The following is a 16,120-nucleotide window of genomic DNA, read 5'->3' as shown; positions in this document are numbered from 1 at the left end:
TACGCCATTTCGCAGCAAAAGCGCAAGTTGATCGAACAAGGCTTCGGGTGGGCCAAGACCGTGGGGCGCATGCGCCAGGTGGTGGTGCGCGGGTTGAAGAAAGTGGACCAGATGTTCGTGTTGAACATGGCTGCCTACAACCTCGTGCGCATGCGCTCACTGACACAAGTCCGTCTGTAGCAGCGAAAAACGCGGCAATGAAGCCAGAAATTGGCCTCAAACTGCCGAACAAGCGTGGAATTCACGTTGAAATTGCACAATGCGATAAACCTTGTGGCGAGAGCCGCGTAAGTGCAGAAAGGCTGCTTCTGTCGGACTGTATTTCAGCAGCCTGCTAGCGCAAAAAGGCCGAGCGGCCGATTCAACGCACCACCAACGCCACCACCAACGCCATCACCAACGCCATCACCAACGCCACCACCAACGCCACCACCAACGCCACCACCAACACGCCGCCGCGGCGGTAACATGGATGACACTTGGCGCTTCGATAATCGAGCGCGTCCGCGTCGCGCTTGCCGACGCGCGCTTAACCGTTTCCGTTGCCAGGAGAGCCGCAATGAAAGAGCAGGATCCGAGACCTGAAGCCGAGATGCTGGCCGAGCGGCAACGCCGTTTCGAGGAGGACCTCATCGATGCGTACGACGAGGAACTCGAAATGGAGGTCGACGACCGCATCATCGACGGCGCCGAAGGCTTCACGCTGGAGCATCGCGAGGCGCGCAAGATGTATTTCCGCGAACTGTTCCGGCTGCAAGGCGAACTCGTCAAGCTGCAGGACTGGATCGTGCAGACCGGCCATCGCCTCGTAGTGATTTTCGAGGGACGCGACGCGGCCGGCAAGGGCGGCGCGATCAAGCGCATCACGCAACGGCTCAATCCGCGGGTCTGCCGCGTGGCGGCGCTGCCCGCGCCGAACAACCGTGAACGCACGCAATGGTATTTCCAGCGCTATGTTTCGCATCTGCCGGCGGGCGGCGAAATGGTGCTGTTCGATCGTAGCTGGTACAACCGCGCGGGCGTCGAACGCGTGATGAATTTTTGCAGCGAGGAAGAGTACGAAGAGTTCTTCCGCTCGGTGCCCGAATTCGAAAAGATGCTGGCGCGGAGCGGCGTGCAGATTCTCAAATACTGGTTTTCGATCACCGACGAAGAACAGGAACTGCGTTTCCAGAACCGCATTCGCGATCCGCTGAAGCAGTGGAAGCTGAGTCCGATGGATCTGGAAAGCCGGCGCCGCTGGGAAGCGTACACGCTCGCCAAGGAAGTCATGCTGCAGCGCTCGCACATTCCCGAGGCGCCGTGGTGGGTCGTGCAGGCGGTCGACAAGAAGCGCGCGCGCCTGAACTGCATTCATCATCTGCTGAGCCAGGTGCCGTATCACGAGATCGAGCATCCGCGCGTCGAATTGCCCGACCGGGTCTATCACGACGAATACAGCCGTCAGCCGGTGCCGGAGTCGATGATCGTGCCCGAGGTGTATTGAGCGTTGAGCGCGCACGGCTCGCTTGCCGGCGAAAAGGCGCGCGAACCGGGCGGGGTTGGCCGACAATGCGATGTCGGCCCGCGGCGGCGGATTTAATTTCCGTTGACGGATGTTTTGGGGCTGACCGATAGTCTTGGCCCGAAAGGTCCGTTAATTCCAGGCTCCGTGCGTGAACAACACAACCCGCTCTTCCTCATCGCGCGCTGACCATGTCTATTTCAGCGTGCGCGACGATATCTTCGACATGCGCCTCTTGCCCGGCGACCGGCTGACGGAAGGCAGCATCGCCGAGCGTTTCGGCGTGTCGCGCACACCCGCGCGCGAGGCGCTGCAGCGCCTGCAAAGCGACGGCCTGATGCGCGGCTACGTGCGCGGCGGCTGGGAAGTCGTGCCGATCGATTTCAAGCGTTTCGAAGACCTGTACGAGATGCGCAAGCTGATCGAAACCTTCGCGGTGGGCCGACTGGTTGCCGCCGACACGTCGTTATCCGGCAGCGTGCAGCAGATGCTCGACCGGCTCGACGCCGTCTGGAACGTGCCCCGCGCCGAGCGTATCCGTGAGGGCTGCGAGATGGTGGCGCTCGACGAAGCCTTCCACCAGGCGCTCGTCATCGCCGCCGACAACTCGGAACTGAGCGCCGCGATGCAGCGCGTGACCGACCGCATCCGCGTGGTGCGGCGGCTCGATCTCGTCTACGGCGACTGCATCGACGACACCTACGACGAACACATCGCGATTCTCGACGCGATCCGCCATCGCGAGACGGCGCGCAGCGTCGCCTTGATCGGGCGTCATATAGAAGGCAGCCGCGCCGAAGTGCGCAGCCTGACCGCCGAACGCCTGCAACGCGCCCGCACTGCAATGGAGCCGCACGGCGCTCCGTATGCACCACCCAGGTTGCGGCGCACCACCTAGGGTCATCCCTTAGCCATCCCCGATTTGCCCCAAAGCCCTATGTAGCGGACGTTTCAGTCCGTCATGCGGATTGGCATGGTTTTCGCATAACTGCACGCCATGTATACAAGCAAACTTCTGCCGGAAATATGTCAGCCGACTATCTGAATTCGACCCGCGGAACCCGCGGCATGGCGGTCGCGCCGCATGCGCTCGCCGCGCAGAGCGCCCTCGCGATCCTGCGCGACGGCGGCAACGCCGTCGAAGCGATGATCGGCGCCGCCGCGACGATCGCGGTTGTCTATCCGCACATGAACAGCATCGGCGGCGACGGTTTCTGGCTGATCGCGCGCCCCGGCGCCGCGCCCGTGGGCATCGAGGCATGCGGCGCGGCGGCGCTCGCCGCCACGATCGATGAATACCGTTCGCGCGGCCTTGCCGCGATTCCGACGCGCGGTCCGCTCGCGGCGAACACCGTGGCCGGCACCGTGTCGGGCTGGCAACTCGCGCATCGCTGGTCGACGGACATGCTCGGCGGCAAAGTGCCGGTCAAGCGTTTGCTGGAAGACGCGATCCATTACGCGAGGCACGGCGTGCCGGTCACGCGCAGCCAGTCGCAGTGCGTGGCGAGCCGGCTCGATGAATTGCGTCCGGTTGCCGGCTTCGCCGAAACCTTTCTGCACGACGATCGCGCGCCCGCTACCGGCGAGCGTTTCGTTGCGCCGCGCCTCGCCGCCACCCTGGAGCGTCTCGCCGACGCCGGTCTCGACGACTTTTATCGCGGCGACCTCGCCCGCGGCATCGCGGTCGATCTGCAATCGGCCGGCTCACTGCTGACGCTCGCGGATCTCGAACGACACGAGGCGCGGCTGCGCACCCCGCTTGCGCTCAAGCACTCGCTCGGCACGATCTACAACATGCCGCCGCCCACGCAAGGACTCGTCTCGCTGCTGATTCTCGGCATGCTCGACCGGGTGCTGACCAAGGACATGGACCCGCTCGGTCCCGAGTTCGTGCATGCCTGCGTGGAGGCGACCAAGCTGGCCTTCGCCGTGCGCGATACCGGGATCACCGATCCCGACCACATGCGCGCGGATCCGCGCGCGCTGCTCGAACCGGCGGCGCTCGACGCAATGGCCGCGCGCATCTCGCCGACGCAGGCCGCGCCTTGGGGCGCGGGGCGTGGGCCGGGCGACACGGTGTGGCTCGGCGTCACCGATAGCGACGGCGTGTCGGTGAGCTTCATCCAGAGCATTTATCACGAGTTCGGCAGCGGCATCGTGCTGCCGGGGTCGGGCATCAACTGGCAGAACCGCGGCTGCAGTTTCTCGCTCGACGAGCGCGCGCTGAATCCGCTGATGCCGTTGCGCCGACCCTTCCATACGCTGAACCCGGCGCTCGCGCGTTTCGACGACGGCCGCACGATGGTGTACGGAAACATGGGCGGCGACGGTCAGCCGCAATCGCAAAGCGCGGTGTTCTCGCGCATCGCCAACTTCGGCTGGAATCCGCAAGCCGCGATCGACGCGCCGCGCTGGCTGCTCGGCCGCACGTGGGGCCAGTCGACCGACACGCTCAAGCTGGAGGCGCGCTTTGCGCCCGGCACCGTGGCGCGGCTCGAAGCGCTCGGTCACGAGGTCGAGACGATGCAGGCTTACGACGAAGCAATGGGCCATGCCGGCGCAATCGTCCGGTATCCCGATGGACTTATCGAAGCGGGCCACGATCCGCGCAGTGACGGGGTTGCCGCGGGCTGGTAAAAGCACGCGCGCTTTTTTTCAATCGAACCGCAGGTCCGGCCTATCGGCACGGAGGACGCCGCACGTTTGCCGTTTTCCGGCAGGCATGCGCTCGGTAACTGGAGTCATCATGACCACACGCTCTCAACCCATGACATCCGCGGACATCGGGAACGTCTCGACCTCCGCCGCGCACAACCGCTGGCTTCAGCTCGGACTCGGTCTCGTCTGCATGATGGCGATTTCGAGCCCGCAATACGTCTGGACGCTGATGACCAAACCGCTCGCCGCGAAACTGGGCGTCGCGCTGCCGGAACTGCAAGTGACGTTCTCGCTGCTGATCATTCTGCAAACTTTCTTCTCGCCGTTCCAGGGCAAGCTGATCGACCGCTTCGGTCCGCGCATGCTGATCTCGATCGGCACCGTGATGTCGGGCCTGAGCTGGGTGCTGGCCGCGCAGGTGCAAAGCGCGCCGATGCTCTATCTGACTTATGGCGTGGTCGGCGGCTTGGGCACCGGCATCGTCTATGTCGGCGTGGTGGGTTTGATGGTGCGCTGGTTCCCGAAGCAGCGCGGCTTCGCGGCGGGCGCGGTGGCGGCCGGCTACGGCATGGGCGCGATCGTCACGACCTTTCCGATCGCCACGTCGCTGCAGGCGCGCGGCATCGACGCCACGTTGTGGATGTTCGGCATTGCGTTCGCGCTGGTCGGCTTGCTGGCCTCGCAAGGATTGCGCGTGCCGCCTTCGCACGAAAGCGTCGCCGCGAGCGCGGCCGGTTCCGGCGCATCGGCCGTGGCGAATCTGCGTCCTTCGCAAACGCTCAAGACGCCCGTGTTCTGGCTGATGTTCGCGATGATGACCATGATGTCCACCTCGGGCCTGATGGTCACCTCGCAAATGGCCACCTTCGCCGCCGACTTCGGCGTGACCAAGGTGCTCGTGTTCGGCATGGCGGCGCTGCCGCTCGCGCTGACCATCGACCGCTTCACCAACGGCCTCACGCGGCCGCTGTTCGGCTGGGTGTCCGACAAGGTCGGCCGTGAAAACACGATGTTCTTCGCGTTCGCGCTCGAAGGCGTGGCGATGGCGCTGTGGCTCCTCACCCGCGAAAACGCGGTGCTGTTCGTGCTGCTGTCGGGCGTGGTGTTCTTCGGCTGGGGCGAGATTTTTTCGCTGTTCCCCTCGACGCTGACCGACACCTTCGGCACCCGTCACGCCACCGAGAACTACGGCTGGCTGTACATCTCGCAAGGCATCGGTTCGATCTTCGGCGGCCCGCTGGCGGCGCTGATGCACCAGCACGCCGGAAGCTGGGTGCCGGTGTTCGCCACCGCGATCACGCTCGATATCGTGACCGCGCTGCTCGCGATTGCCGTGCTCAAGCCGATGCGCCGCCGCTTTCTCGCCACGCCGCGCGGTCTTTGACGGAACGGCGGCGGCTTGTGCCGGCGCACCATGAATCGTGATCGAGGAGCAGGCATGTCAGTTCAGCTCGCATTGCGCAACATCCGCAAATCGTTTTCGAACAAACTGGGTTCGGTCGACGTGCTCGGCGGTCTCACGTTCGACATTCACGAGCGTGATTTCGTCAGCATCATCGGGCCGTCGGGCTGCGGCAAGACGACGGTGTTCAATGTGATCGCGGGGCTGCTCGAAGCCGATAGCGGCGACATCGTCTATCGCGGGCAGGCCGTGAATGGATTGCGCGGCAAGGTCGGCTACATGATGCAGCGCGACCTGTTGCTGCCGTGGCGCACGGTGCTGCAAAACGTGCTGATCGGCCCCGAACTGTCGAACATGCCGGCGGCGCAGGCGCATGAAATGGCGATGGAGTATCTCAACACCTATGGCCTCGCCGGCTTCGAGAACGCTTATCCGCGCATGCTGTCGGGCGGCATGCGCCAGCGTGTGGCGCTGATCCGCACGCTGATCAACGATCCCGACATCATCCTGCTCGACGAGCCGTTCTCGGCGCTCGACTATCAAACGCGCCTCTATCTGGAGGGCGTGCTGATGGAAGCGGTCGAGACGTTCCACAAGACCGTGGTGCTGGTCACGCACGATATCGACGAAGCCGTCGCGTTGTCCAAACGCGTCGTGGTGCTCGGCGGACGTCCCTCGCAGGTGAAGAAGATCTACGACATCGACATTGCCGCGCGTTCGCCGATCGGCGCGCGCAGCGATCCGAACTTCGCGGGCTATTTCCATGCGTTGTGCGGCGAGCTGGATATCCAGACCGAGGTGAGGGCAGCATGACGCAATCCGTTTCCATCGATAAAAGCGCAGCGGCGCGGCGCGCGCCGCACACACGCTCGCGGCGGCTCGTGCTCGACAGCGGCTGGGGCCGCTCGTTGCTGCAACTCGCGGCGGTGCTCGCGTTCTTCGCGCTCTGGGAAGGCGCGGCGCGTCTCGGCTGGGTGTCGAACTTCCTGGTCGGCTCGCCGGCGAAAATTCTCGACGCGCTGATACGCGACATCCGCTCTCATCAGTTATTCGTCGATACCGGCTACACGCTCTTCGAAGCCATTCTCGGCTTCGTGTTCGGCACGGCGGTCGGCTCGGTGTGCGGGCTCGCGCTCTGGTATTCGCCGTTCGTCGCGCGGCTGATCGAGCCGTTCATCGTCGCGATCAATAGCGTGCCGAAGATCGCGTTCGCGCCCATCGTGATCTTATGGTTCGGCACCGGTTTGATATCGAAGGTCGCGCTGGCGATTTCGCTCACCGCCATCGTCGCGCTGATCGCGGCCTACGAGGCGGCGAAAGACGCCGATCCCGATCTGCAGGCGCTGCTCGTCACGCTCGGCGCCGACAAGAACGACGTGTTCATGAAGGTGGTGGTGCCGTTCACGCTGCCCTACGTGATCTCCACGTTCCGCATCAACGTCGGCTTCGGCCTGGTCGGCGCGGTGGTGGGCGAATTCATTTCATCGGAGAAAGGGCTCGGGCACATGATCTTCACCGCATCGAGCCTGTACGACCTCAACACGGTATGGGCGGGACTCTTCGTGCTGATGGCGATCGGCTTCGTGCTGTACTTCCTGATCGATCTCGTCGAGCGCAAATTGCTGCCGTGGCGGCAGGCCTCGAATACGAGCACGCTGAAGGTTTAAACGCATTCCCGGCAGTCCAATCACTTCTCTCCCAGGACAGGACGATGGCATTCACCGCAAAAAAAGCGCTCGCCGCGCTGACCACGGCTTTGGCGCTGACCGTTGCATCCGTTTCATTGCCGGCGTTGGCCGCCGACAAGAAAGTCACCATTTCGCAGGCGTTCCAGTCGATGCTCTATCTGCCGCTCTATGTGGCGATCGACGGCGGCTTCTTCACGAAGGAAGGGCTCGACGTCACGAGGCAGACGGCGGGCAGCCCGAGCGCGGCGCTCTCGGCGGTGTTGTCGGGTAGCGCCGATTTCTCGCTGCACGGACCCGAGTGGACGGCGGTCGCCGCGGAGAAGGGCGCCGATGTCGATATCATCGCCAACGTCGTGAACGGCGCGGCGGTATGGATCGCCGCCGCGCCCGACGTCAAATTCGACAGCATCAAGGACGTGAAGGATCAGGTCGTGGTGTCCGGGCAGATGCCGACCACCAGCACGTCGCTGTTCCTGAAGCTGCTGAAGGAAAACGGCATGTCGCAGAGCGACGTCAAGCTGATTCAGGTGCCGCTCGGCTCGGAGATCGGGCCGCTCGTGGCCGGGCAGTCGAAGATCGCGGTGATGTACGAGCCGGGCCTCGACCAGGCGGTCGCGAAGGGCATGAAAGTCGTGCTCGGTTTTCCGAAGCTCTATGGCGAGTACGCGTTCTCGTCGATTTCGGCGAAGCGCGGCGTCGATCCCGATGCGGCCGCACGCTTCGTGAAGGGTCTGCAAAACGCGCTGCGCTACATGCAGAGCAATCCGGCCGAAACCCAGGCGATCGCGCGCAAGGAATTCCCGACGCTCGACCCGGCGGTGGTGGACGCGGCCGTCAAGCGCATGCTGACCGAAGGCGTGTATCCGAAGAGCGTCGACATCACGCCCAAAGCGCTGGCCGTTGCGATGGATACGCAAATCGCGCTCGGCAATCTGAAGCAGCAGCCGAAGTACGATACGTTCATCGTCCACAGTTATATCCAGCCCGCGCTTGCCGCGAAATGAACGGCTTTCCGACGCTCTCATGACGACCTTCAATCAAGCACCGACCATCGGCGAGATCCGCGCGGCGCTCGCCGCGGGTGACGCCACCGTGGCGCAGTACGTTTCGAGCGCTTACGATGCCGCGCAACATTCGCAGGCGGCGTTGCACGCATTCTGTTATCTGCCCGATACGCCGCCGGCCACCCTCGCCGATGCCGCCGCGCCGCTCGCCGGCGTGCCGGTCGCGGTGAAGGATGTCATCGACACCGCCGACATGCCCACCGAATTCAACTCGGCGGCCTACAAGGGGCGGCGCCCCGAGCGGGATGCGTGGATCGTGGCCCGCTTGCGGGCCGCGGGCGCGGCGATTCTCGGCAAGACGGTGACCACCGAGTTCGCGTGGCGTCATCCGGGGCCGACGGTCAATCCGTGGAACGGCGCGTTCACGCCGGGTGGATCGTCGAGCGGTTCGGCGGCGGCGGTCGCGGCCGGGATCGTGCCGCTCGCGCTCGGCACCCAGACGCAGGGCTCGGTGATCCGCCCCGCGGCTTATTGCGGCATCGTCGGTTTCAAGCCCACCTACGGCACGATCGCGCGAACCGGTGTGTTGCCGCTCGCGTGGTCGCTGGATCACGTCGGGCTGTTCGCGCGGCGCGTCGCGGACGTGGCGTATGTGTTGAAACTCGTCGCGGGCGCCGATGCCGCCGATCCGCACGTTTCGCACGTTTCGCATGTTGACGCGGCGGCGCGCGGCGCGGGCACGCGGCGCATCGGCGTGTTGTCGAAGCAGGCCGGCGGCGCGATCGAGCCGGCCCAGCAAGCCGCGCTCGACCGGCTCGCGGCGCAGCTTGCGCGCGACGGCGCGGAGATCGTCACGGTGGAGTTGCCGCAGGAAATCTTCGCGACGCCGGCGCACGCGCTGCAATTGATGGCGGTGGAAGCGGCGATCACGCACGGCGATCTGGTCGATCGCACGCCCGAACTCGTGAGCCCCGCGATGCGCGGTCTGGTCGACGATGGGCGCAAGCTGCCGGCCACCGCCTACGCGACGATCAAGGCGCTGCAGGTGCCGATGGCGCAGCGCTTTCAGGCGTGGCTCACGCAAGCCTGGGCGCTGGACGCGCTGCTGGTTGCGCCCGCCACGGGTGAGCCGCCGCGCGGCCTCGACTATACGGGCGACGCCGCGTTCTGCGCGCCGTGGACGTTTCTGGGCGTGCCGGCCGTGACGGTGCCGGTCGGCTTCGGGCCGGCGGGTCTGCCGCTCGGCGCGCAACTGGTGGGCGCCGCGCACGGCGACGCCGGGTTGCTGGCGTTGGCGGAGTGGGTCGAGGCGCGCACGGGTTGGGAAGCGGCGGTGGTGCAGCGGCGCGGCGCGTGAGCACGCGGACAGCCTGAGCGGATCACGCCGAAGGGCCGTCGATGCGCCGTCGACCTTTCCTGGCACCTTCGTCGAATCTTAGAACACCGCGCGGAACACCCAGTACAAGCCCGCCGCCAGCGCGATCGAAGCCGGCAGCGTGAGCACCCACGCGAGGACCAGGCTGCGCACGGTGGCCCATTGCAAGCCCGAGCCGTTGGCCGCCATCGTGCCGGCCACGCCCGACGAAAGCACGTGCGTGGTCGACACCGGCAAGCCGTACACGTCGGCCGCGCCGATCGTCAGCATCGCCACCAGTTCCGCCGAGGCCCCCTGACCATAGGTGAGATGCTGCTTGCCGATCTTCTCGCCGACCGTCACGACAATGCGTTTCCAGCCCACCATCGTGCCCAGCCCCAGGGCAATCGCCACCGCCACCTTGACCCATGTCGGAATGAACTTGGTGGCGTGATCGGTTTGCGCCTTGAAGTTGTCGATCACCTGGGCGTCCTCCGGCGCGAAGGGCGGTTGCTTCGCCTTCTCCATCAGACGGATCGCCTCGGAGGCGACATACATGTTGTTGCGCACGTTATCGACGGCGTTTTGCGGCACGGCGGCCATCGATCCCGATGCGCCCACCTGACGGCCGATCACATCGGTCAATTGCTGGAGGGCCGGCAAGGTGGCGGGCGTCAACTGGCGGGTGCGCACATACGTCTCGACATCGGCGCGCGGATCGGCCGACGGCGCGGCGCCCCGCGTGTATTTCGCGAGCGTCGCCGACGTCTGCTGCGCGACCGCGACGAAGGTCTGCGTCTGTGCCGGCGTGACCGCCTTGTTCAGCGCATACGCCGTCGGCACGGTGCCGATGAGGATCAGCATGATGAGGCCCATGCCTTTCTGTCCGTCGTTCGAACCATGCGCGAACGACACGCCCGTGCAGGTCAGAATCAGCAGGCTGCGGATCCAGAACGGCGGCGGCTCCTTGCCCTTCGGCTCGGCGTACAACGCGGGAATGCGCACCGCGGCCTTCAGGATCAGCAGCAGCAAACTGGCCGCGAGAAAGCCGACCAGCGGCGAGAACAGCAGCGACCTGCCGACGCCGAGCGCCTGATTCCAGTCCACGCCGCTCGTGCCGTTGGTGCCGTGCATCAACTGATTCATCAGGCCGACGCCGATGATCGAGCCGATCAGCGTGTGCGAGCTCGACGAGGGCAAGCCGAGGTACCAGGTGCCGAGGTTCCAGATGATGGCGGCGATCAGCAACGCGAACACCATCGAAAAACCGGCGCTGCTGCCCACTTGCAGGATCAGTTCCACGGGCAGCAATTGCAGAATGCCGAACGCGACCGCGCCGCTCGACGTCAGCACGCCGAGGAAATTCCATGCGCCCGACCACACCACCGCGAGGTTCGGCGCGAGCGAGTGCGTGTAGATCACCGTGGCGACCGCGTTGGCGGTGTCATGGAAACCGTTGACGAATTCGAAGCCGAGCGCGATCAGCAGCGCGGTCCCGAGCAGCAGATAAGGTAGAACCGAGCTTTCGCGGACCGGTTGCAAATCGGCCAATAAATGCGTGGCGCAATAGACGGCGCCGACAACAATCACGGCGACGAAAACGGCAAGGCCGAGATGACGGCCCTTGCCGCTTGCAGCGCCCGATTGTGGGTACGAAAGTTCCGGCATGACGTGTGCCCCAGGAGTTGGTCGCGGAACTTCCGATGCTGCGGGGCTTGCGTGTCGAAATGATGACGAGGGCGTGACGCCGGCGACGCCGCCGTTGCATCCGCGCTTACGGCGACGTAGCGGAAATGACCTCGCCCGTCGCGCTGCCGCCCAGGCTGCGTTTGTACGCCTGCGCGACGGTGGCGGCGGGCACGCCCTGCGACGGATCGCGGCCCATCGACTTCAGCGTTTCGGCGACCCACCCCGGACTCACCACGTTCACACGGGCCTTGCCGCGCAATTCCAGCGCCGCCGAACGCGCGAACGCCTCCACGCCGGCATTCACGATGCTGACCGCCGCGCTGCCTTCCATCGGTTGTTGCGCGAGCACGCCGCTCGTCAGCGCGAAGCAGCCGCCTTGCGACACGTGCGCGGCGCCACAACGCACCAGGTTGACCTGGCCCATCAACTTGTTGGCGAGACTGAACGAGAAATCGTCGTCGGCGAGGCTCGCGAGCGGCGCGAACTTCGCCGTGCCCGCCACGCAGATCACCGCGTCGAGCGTACCGGCCCGCCGGTACATCGACTCGATGCTGGCCTTGTCGGACAGATCCACGTGCAGATCGGAGCCCTTGCGGCTCGCGGTGACGATTTCATGTTCCGCCGCGAGGAGCTTCACCAGTTCTCCACCGAGCAGGCCCGTTGCACCGACAATGAGTATGCGCATACATCCTCCTGATGCATCGACGAAGCGCGCCGACGCGTGTGTTCAAGATAGTCTCTCCATGACGTCGCGCCATCGACGTAAAGAACCTGCCGCGTTCGCGCGTTATGACTATTCAATCGCAGCGCCTTTGCGCGGTGGGAACTAATTTTGCTACGCTTTCTAAAAGGCGTATTCGAAGGACCACCGATCGAGCGGGAGAGCCCCAACGATGAATCGGAAAAACGATAAAGAGCCGGCCGACAGCACGCCGGCCGACGAAGAGCCTTCGGCGCAGACCGCGTTCGCGTCGTATGCGGCGCCGCTCGTCGATCATGCGATCGAATACGCCAATGCGGTGCGTGAGGATCCATCACCGGAAGATTTCCACCAGTTGCGGGTTTCGCTGCGGCGTTTGCGCTCGCTATGGTGGGCCTTTCAACCCTTGCTCGAGGAGGGCGAGAACACGCGCCAACGGGCGCTGTACAAGTATCTCGCCACGGCGGCCGGCAAGACCCGCGACTGGGACATCCTGATCGCGCTGCTGGCACAGGAGAGCGGCATCGCGCGCGGCCTGACGCCGACCCTGGAGAACGCGCGTGGCGACGCGCTGGCGACGAGCCGGGAAACGCTCTCGAACGCCGACGTCAAACATCTGCTGCGCGAGGCCCTGAGCAGCGCCACCCGCGAACTGAACACCGCGCACGAGCGCGTGCCGCTCGGCAAATTCGCCAATCAACGCGTGGCCGCCTCCGAGCGGACGCTAAAGAAGCGCATGAAACGCGCGCGGCATGCAAAGCGCTCGAACTACACCGCCTTTCACGATGTCAGGAAGGCGGGCAAGAAACTGCGCTATCTGCTGGAGTTTTTCGGGCCGGTGCTCAAGGGCGGCCGCAAACGCACGGTCAAGCGCCTGAAGCAGATCCAGAAGCGATTCGGGACGCTGAACGATATCGTCGCCAGCGAAATGCTGTTGCGTGACAACGCCGCCTTGCTGGCCAGTTCCGGCGATACCGACGCGGTGCTGCAATGGCTGAAGAAGGAGCGCAAACGCCGCATGCGCTCGGCGGCCGGATTGCTGCGCACACTGTAATGCGTGCGGAGCCGAAGCCGGCACAGATTGATCGAAGCCGCGCCCTCGAGCTATGTGCTATGCGCGCGCCTCGCGAGCGTTCGCATGCTCGCGGGCGCTTGCGACGCGCATCCGCGCATCAGGCGCTCCGGCTGCGCCGTGGTGCGAAGCCGCGCAGCGTGACCGCCTCGCTGGCGTCGCCGCGCGCTCGCCGTGTGCGCTTGCCGGTGCCGGGCTGGCCTTGGGCTTCCAGCGGCTCGATCGGAAAACCGCGCCTTTGCCACGCATCCAGATCGCCCTTCAACGCACGAATCCGCGTATAGCCGTGGCGGCGCATCCGTTGCTTGATCTCGGCGGCGGTCGCGCTGTCCGGGCAAATGCAGTAAATCACCAGGTCATGAGCGAGCAGTGCGCCGTCGAGCTGTTCCGGCGAGCGCGGATCGAGCGCGAGCGCGCCGGGAATGCGGCGCTGTGTATCGAGCGCCAGCGCCTCGGGGCGAGCGTCGAGCACCTTGGGCGGCACGATCCGGCGCGCTCCACCAGACTCCATGCGCGACGCCGCGGCAGACGCGGCGCGCGCGAGGCGATGTTCACGGTATCGCTGAATCAAGCGGTAGACCAGATAGATCAGCGCCGCGCCCAGCAGCACGTCGATCACGGTGCCGCCGCGCGCTCTGACGAATGCCAGCAGCATATGCAACTGCTGTTCCGCCGCCGCTCCGCCGAGCAGCCAGAAAGTGGCCCATGCCGCGGCGCCCGCAAGATCCCACAGCGCGTAGATGCGGGCATCGACGACAGTCGTGCCCATCAGCGGCGGCGTGATGAACGCGAGCCCCGGCACGAACTTCGAGATCGAGACGAGCGGCACGCCGAAGCGCTCGAATAGCGAGCGCGCCTTGGCGACCTTCACATCGACGGCCGGGGCGAACCGGACGAGGGCGGCGATCAGCCCGCGCCCGTAGATGCGGCCGGCGCTGAACCAGACGCCGTCGCCGATGAGCGCGCCGAGCACGGCGGCGCACAGAATCGGCCAGAACGACAGATGGCCGGCGGCGATCGCCGTGCCCGCGAACAGCAGCATCGGCACCGCGGGGATCGGCACGCCGAGGCGCGTCAACAGCACGTTGAGAAACACAGCCGCGCCGCCCCAGGTGGAAACCGCCGTGGACGGAATCTCTATCAATTGAGGCGCTCCCGTTCCGGCGAATGAGCGCACGCGCGGCGGGGGCTTGGGCGGTCGCTGGACGACAGGTGTTTCGGAGCGGCCGGCTTGCAGACCTTTGAGTTCGCCCGTTCTTCCATTCGTTCGCGTGTCCGCTGAAGTCGTATGCCGCTCAGGATACTCGATGGATCTCGCGCCCGGCCAGCGCGGGGCGTCACCTGCCGATGCGCTGCAATTTCGTTCAAGACCCGGCGTCCGCGCGTGCTTAATCTGCGTGCTCGTTCCATCGAATAAGGACAGCACCATGAATGCGCGTTACGCCGGATACCTGTTTTGCGCGCTGGCCATGCTCGGCGTCGGCAGCACCGTCGTGGTCAGCAAGTCGATCGCGGCCGGACTGCCGCCCTTCAGCGCGACAGCGTTGCGCTTCGCGATCGCGTTCCCGTTGTTCGTGCTGGCGATGCGCTGGCGCGGCGTGCGCTGGCCGCGTCTCGATCGACGCGACACCTTGCTGGTGATCGCCCAGGCCGGTGCGGGCAGCGTCGGCTATACGGTGTTGCTCATCAGCGGGATGAAGCTCGCCTCGGCCGCCGATGCCGGCGTGATTGCCGGCACCTTGCCCGCCGTGTCCGCGCTGGTGGCGATGCTCGCGCTCGGCGAGCGTCCCGCGCCCGCGTTGATCGGCGCGATCATTCTCGCCACGGCCGGCGTGCTGGTGTGCACCGTGCGGCCCGACGATTTCACCGCGCCGCATGCGGCGCGATCGCTCGCCGGCAACGCGCTCGTGTTCGCGGCGATCGTCTGCGAGGCGCTGTTCATTCTGCTCAATCGCAAACTGCGCACGCCTGTCGCGCCGCTGCCGCTGTCGGCGTTGATGTGCGGCATCGGCTTCGCGGTGTCGATCGTGCCGGCCTGCTTCGAGCAGCCGTGGAACGTGCCCGTCGACGTGAGCGCGCTGGTCGGCGTGCTGTATTACGCGCTGGTGCCGACGGTGGCGGGCTTCGTGCTCTGGTATGCGGGCGCGGCGCGTATCAGCGGCGCGGAAGCCGGACTGATGACCGCGCTGGTGCCGGTGAGCGCCGTGGCGCTGGCCGCGCTCGTGCTGGGCGAGGCGGTCAGCGCGGCGCAGCTGACGGGCGTGGCTTGCGTGCTCGGGGCGGTGTTGCTCGCGACGTTCGGGCAGATGCGTACCGTGCGCGGCGCGGCGTAACGCTTCAGCTTGCTTACGTATTGGCGACCGCCACCACGCCCGGGTTGCCGACGATCGCCAGAAACTCGCGACGCGTCGACGGATCGGTGCGGAACGTGCCGATCATGCGCGAGGTGACCATCGTGACGCCGGCCTTGTGCACGCCGCGCGTGGACATGCATTGATGCGCGGCTTCGAGAATCACGCCGACGCCTGCCGGTTGCAGCACGTCGTTCAGCGTATCGGCGATCTGCACCGTCATCTTTTCCTGGATCTGCAGACGCTTGGCGAACGCATCGACGAGACGCGCCAGCTTCGAGATGCCGACCACCCGATGCACGGGCAGATACGCGACGTGCGCGCGCCCGATGATCGGCACCATGTGATGTTCGCAATAGCTTTCGAAGCGGATGTCTTTCAGCACGATCATTTCGTCGTAGCCGTCCACCTCGGAGAAGGTGCGCGCGAGGATCTCGCGCGGGTCGACCTGGTAGCCCGCGAAGAACTCCTCGTAAGCGCGCACCACGCGCCCCGGCGTGTCGGCCAGGCCCTCGCGCTCGGGATCGTCGCCGGCCCAACGCAGCAGCACACGAACCGCTGCTTCGGCTTCCTCGCGGCTTGGGCGGCCCGTGGCGGCCGCGGGTTTGATTTTCTTTGTCTTGCTGCTGGTCATGCGGCGCTCCTCTGGATCGCGCGTCGACGTCATGCGTAGCGCGCGGGTTCGTTGTGTGCGGTCA

15 protein-coding genes are annotated in these 16,120 nt (G+C 65.6%); 11 read left to right on the top strand and 4 right to left on the bottom strand.

Annotated features, from left to right (window positions below):
* The 9 genes from BUE39_RS20100 to BUE39_RS20055 all read left to right on the top strand — a co-directional run.
* A partial coding sequence (locus BUE39_RS20100; protein WP_200799511.1) for a transposase occupies positions 1-180 on the top strand: 180 nt, incomplete at its 5' end.
* Positions 181-559: 379 nt separating this feature from the next.
* Positions 560-1,486 carry a polyphosphate kinase 2 gene (ppk2, locus tag BUE39_RS20090; RefSeq protein ID WP_073430479.1) on the top strand — a complete coding sequence of 309 codons (927 nt, stop codon included), beginning with the start codon at positions 560-562 and terminating at the stop codon, positions 1,484-1,486.
* 169 nt (positions 1,487-1,655) lie between these two features.
* On the top strand, positions 1,656-2,402 hold the full coding sequence (locus tag BUE39_RS20085; protein WP_073430478.1) for a GntR family transcriptional regulator: 747 nt from the start codon (positions 1,656-1,658) through the stop codon (positions 2,400-2,402).
* A gap of 128 nt (positions 2,403-2,530) precedes the next feature.
* Positions 2,531-4,141, top strand: a complete 1,611-nt coding sequence (locus tag BUE39_RS20080) for a gamma-glutamyltransferase family protein (protein WP_073430477.1) — start codon at positions 2,531-2,533, stop codon at positions 4,139-4,141.
* A gap of 109 nt (positions 4,142-4,250) precedes the next feature.
* Entirely contained in the window at positions 4,251-5,546 is a 1,296-nt protein-coding gene (gene oxlT, locus BUE39_RS20075; protein WP_073430476.1) for an oxalate/formate MFS antiporter, read from the top strand.
* A 54-nt stretch (positions 5,547-5,600) separates the two neighbouring features.
* Entirely contained in the window at positions 5,601-6,377 is a 777-nt protein-coding gene (locus BUE39_RS20070; RefSeq protein WP_073430475.1) for an ABC transporter ATP-binding protein, read from the top strand.
* Complete coding sequence (locus tag BUE39_RS20065; RefSeq protein ID WP_073430474.1) at positions 6,374-7,231, top strand: ABC transporter permease; 858 nt, start codon at positions 6,374-6,376, stop codon at positions 7,229-7,231. The genes BUE39_RS20070 and BUE39_RS20065 overlap by 4 nt, the downstream gene beginning before the upstream one ends.
* A gap of 44 nt (positions 7,232-7,275) precedes the next feature.
* Entirely contained in the window at positions 7,276-8,256 is a 981-nt protein-coding gene (locus BUE39_RS20060; RefSeq protein ID WP_073430473.1) for an ABC transporter substrate-binding protein, read from the top strand.
* Between the two features lie 19 nt (positions 8,257-8,275).
* Positions 8,276-9,613, top strand: coding sequence for an amidase (locus BUE39_RS20055; RefSeq protein ID WP_073430472.1), 1,338 nt, complete (start codon positions 8,276-8,278; stop codon positions 9,611-9,613).
* A 78-nt stretch (positions 9,614-9,691) separates the two neighbouring features.
* On the opposite strand, the gene BUE39_RS20050 is transcribed toward BUE39_RS20055, so the two are convergent.
* Positions 9,692-11,278 (bottom strand): inorganic phosphate transporter, encoded by a 1,587-nt coding sequence (locus tag BUE39_RS20050; RefSeq protein ID WP_073430471.1) that lies wholly within the window; start codon positions 11,276-11,278, stop codon positions 9,692-9,694.
* A 106-nt stretch (positions 11,279-11,384) separates the two neighbouring features.
* Complete coding sequence (locus BUE39_RS20045; protein ID WP_073430470.1) at positions 11,385-11,984, bottom strand: short chain dehydrogenase; 600 nt, start codon at positions 11,982-11,984, stop codon at positions 11,385-11,387.
* Between the two features lie 208 nt (positions 11,985-12,192).
* Between BUE39_RS20045 and BUE39_RS20040 the strand changes: the two genes are divergently transcribed.
* Complete coding sequence (locus BUE39_RS20040) at positions 12,193-13,053, top strand: CHAD domain-containing protein (protein WP_073430469.1); 861 nt, start codon at positions 12,193-12,195, stop codon at positions 13,051-13,053.
* Between the two features lie 118 nt (positions 13,054-13,171).
* Here the strand turns inward: BUE39_RS20040 and BUE39_RS20035 are convergent, their stop codons facing one another.
* Complete coding sequence (locus tag BUE39_RS20035) at positions 13,172-14,215, bottom strand: VTT domain-containing protein (protein WP_073430468.1); 1,044 nt, start codon at positions 14,213-14,215, stop codon at positions 13,172-13,174.
* Between the two features lie 283 nt (positions 14,216-14,498).
* On the opposite strand from BUE39_RS20035, the gene BUE39_RS20030 reads away from it, so the two are divergent.
* Positions 14,499-15,404: a DMT family transporter gene (locus tag BUE39_RS20030; RefSeq protein ID WP_073430467.1), complete on the top strand. Its 906-nt coding sequence runs from the start codon at positions 14,499-14,501 to the stop codon at positions 15,402-15,404.
* A 13-nt stretch (positions 15,405-15,417) separates the two neighbouring features.
* On the opposite strand, the gene folE is transcribed toward BUE39_RS20030, so the two are convergent.
* A complete protein-coding gene (folE, locus tag BUE39_RS20025) occupies positions 15,418-16,056 on the bottom strand; it encodes a GTP cyclohydrolase I FolE (RefSeq protein WP_073430486.1) in 639 nt (212 codons plus the stop codon).
* Positions 16,057-16,120: the final 64 nt, after the last annotated feature.

The organism is Paraburkholderia terricola (assembly GCF_900142195.1).
GTDB classification, from domain to species: domain Bacteria; phylum Pseudomonadota; class Gammaproteobacteria; order Burkholderiales; family Burkholderiaceae; genus Paraburkholderia; species Paraburkholderia terricola.
This window is presented reverse-complemented; position numbering and strand designations above follow the sequence as displayed.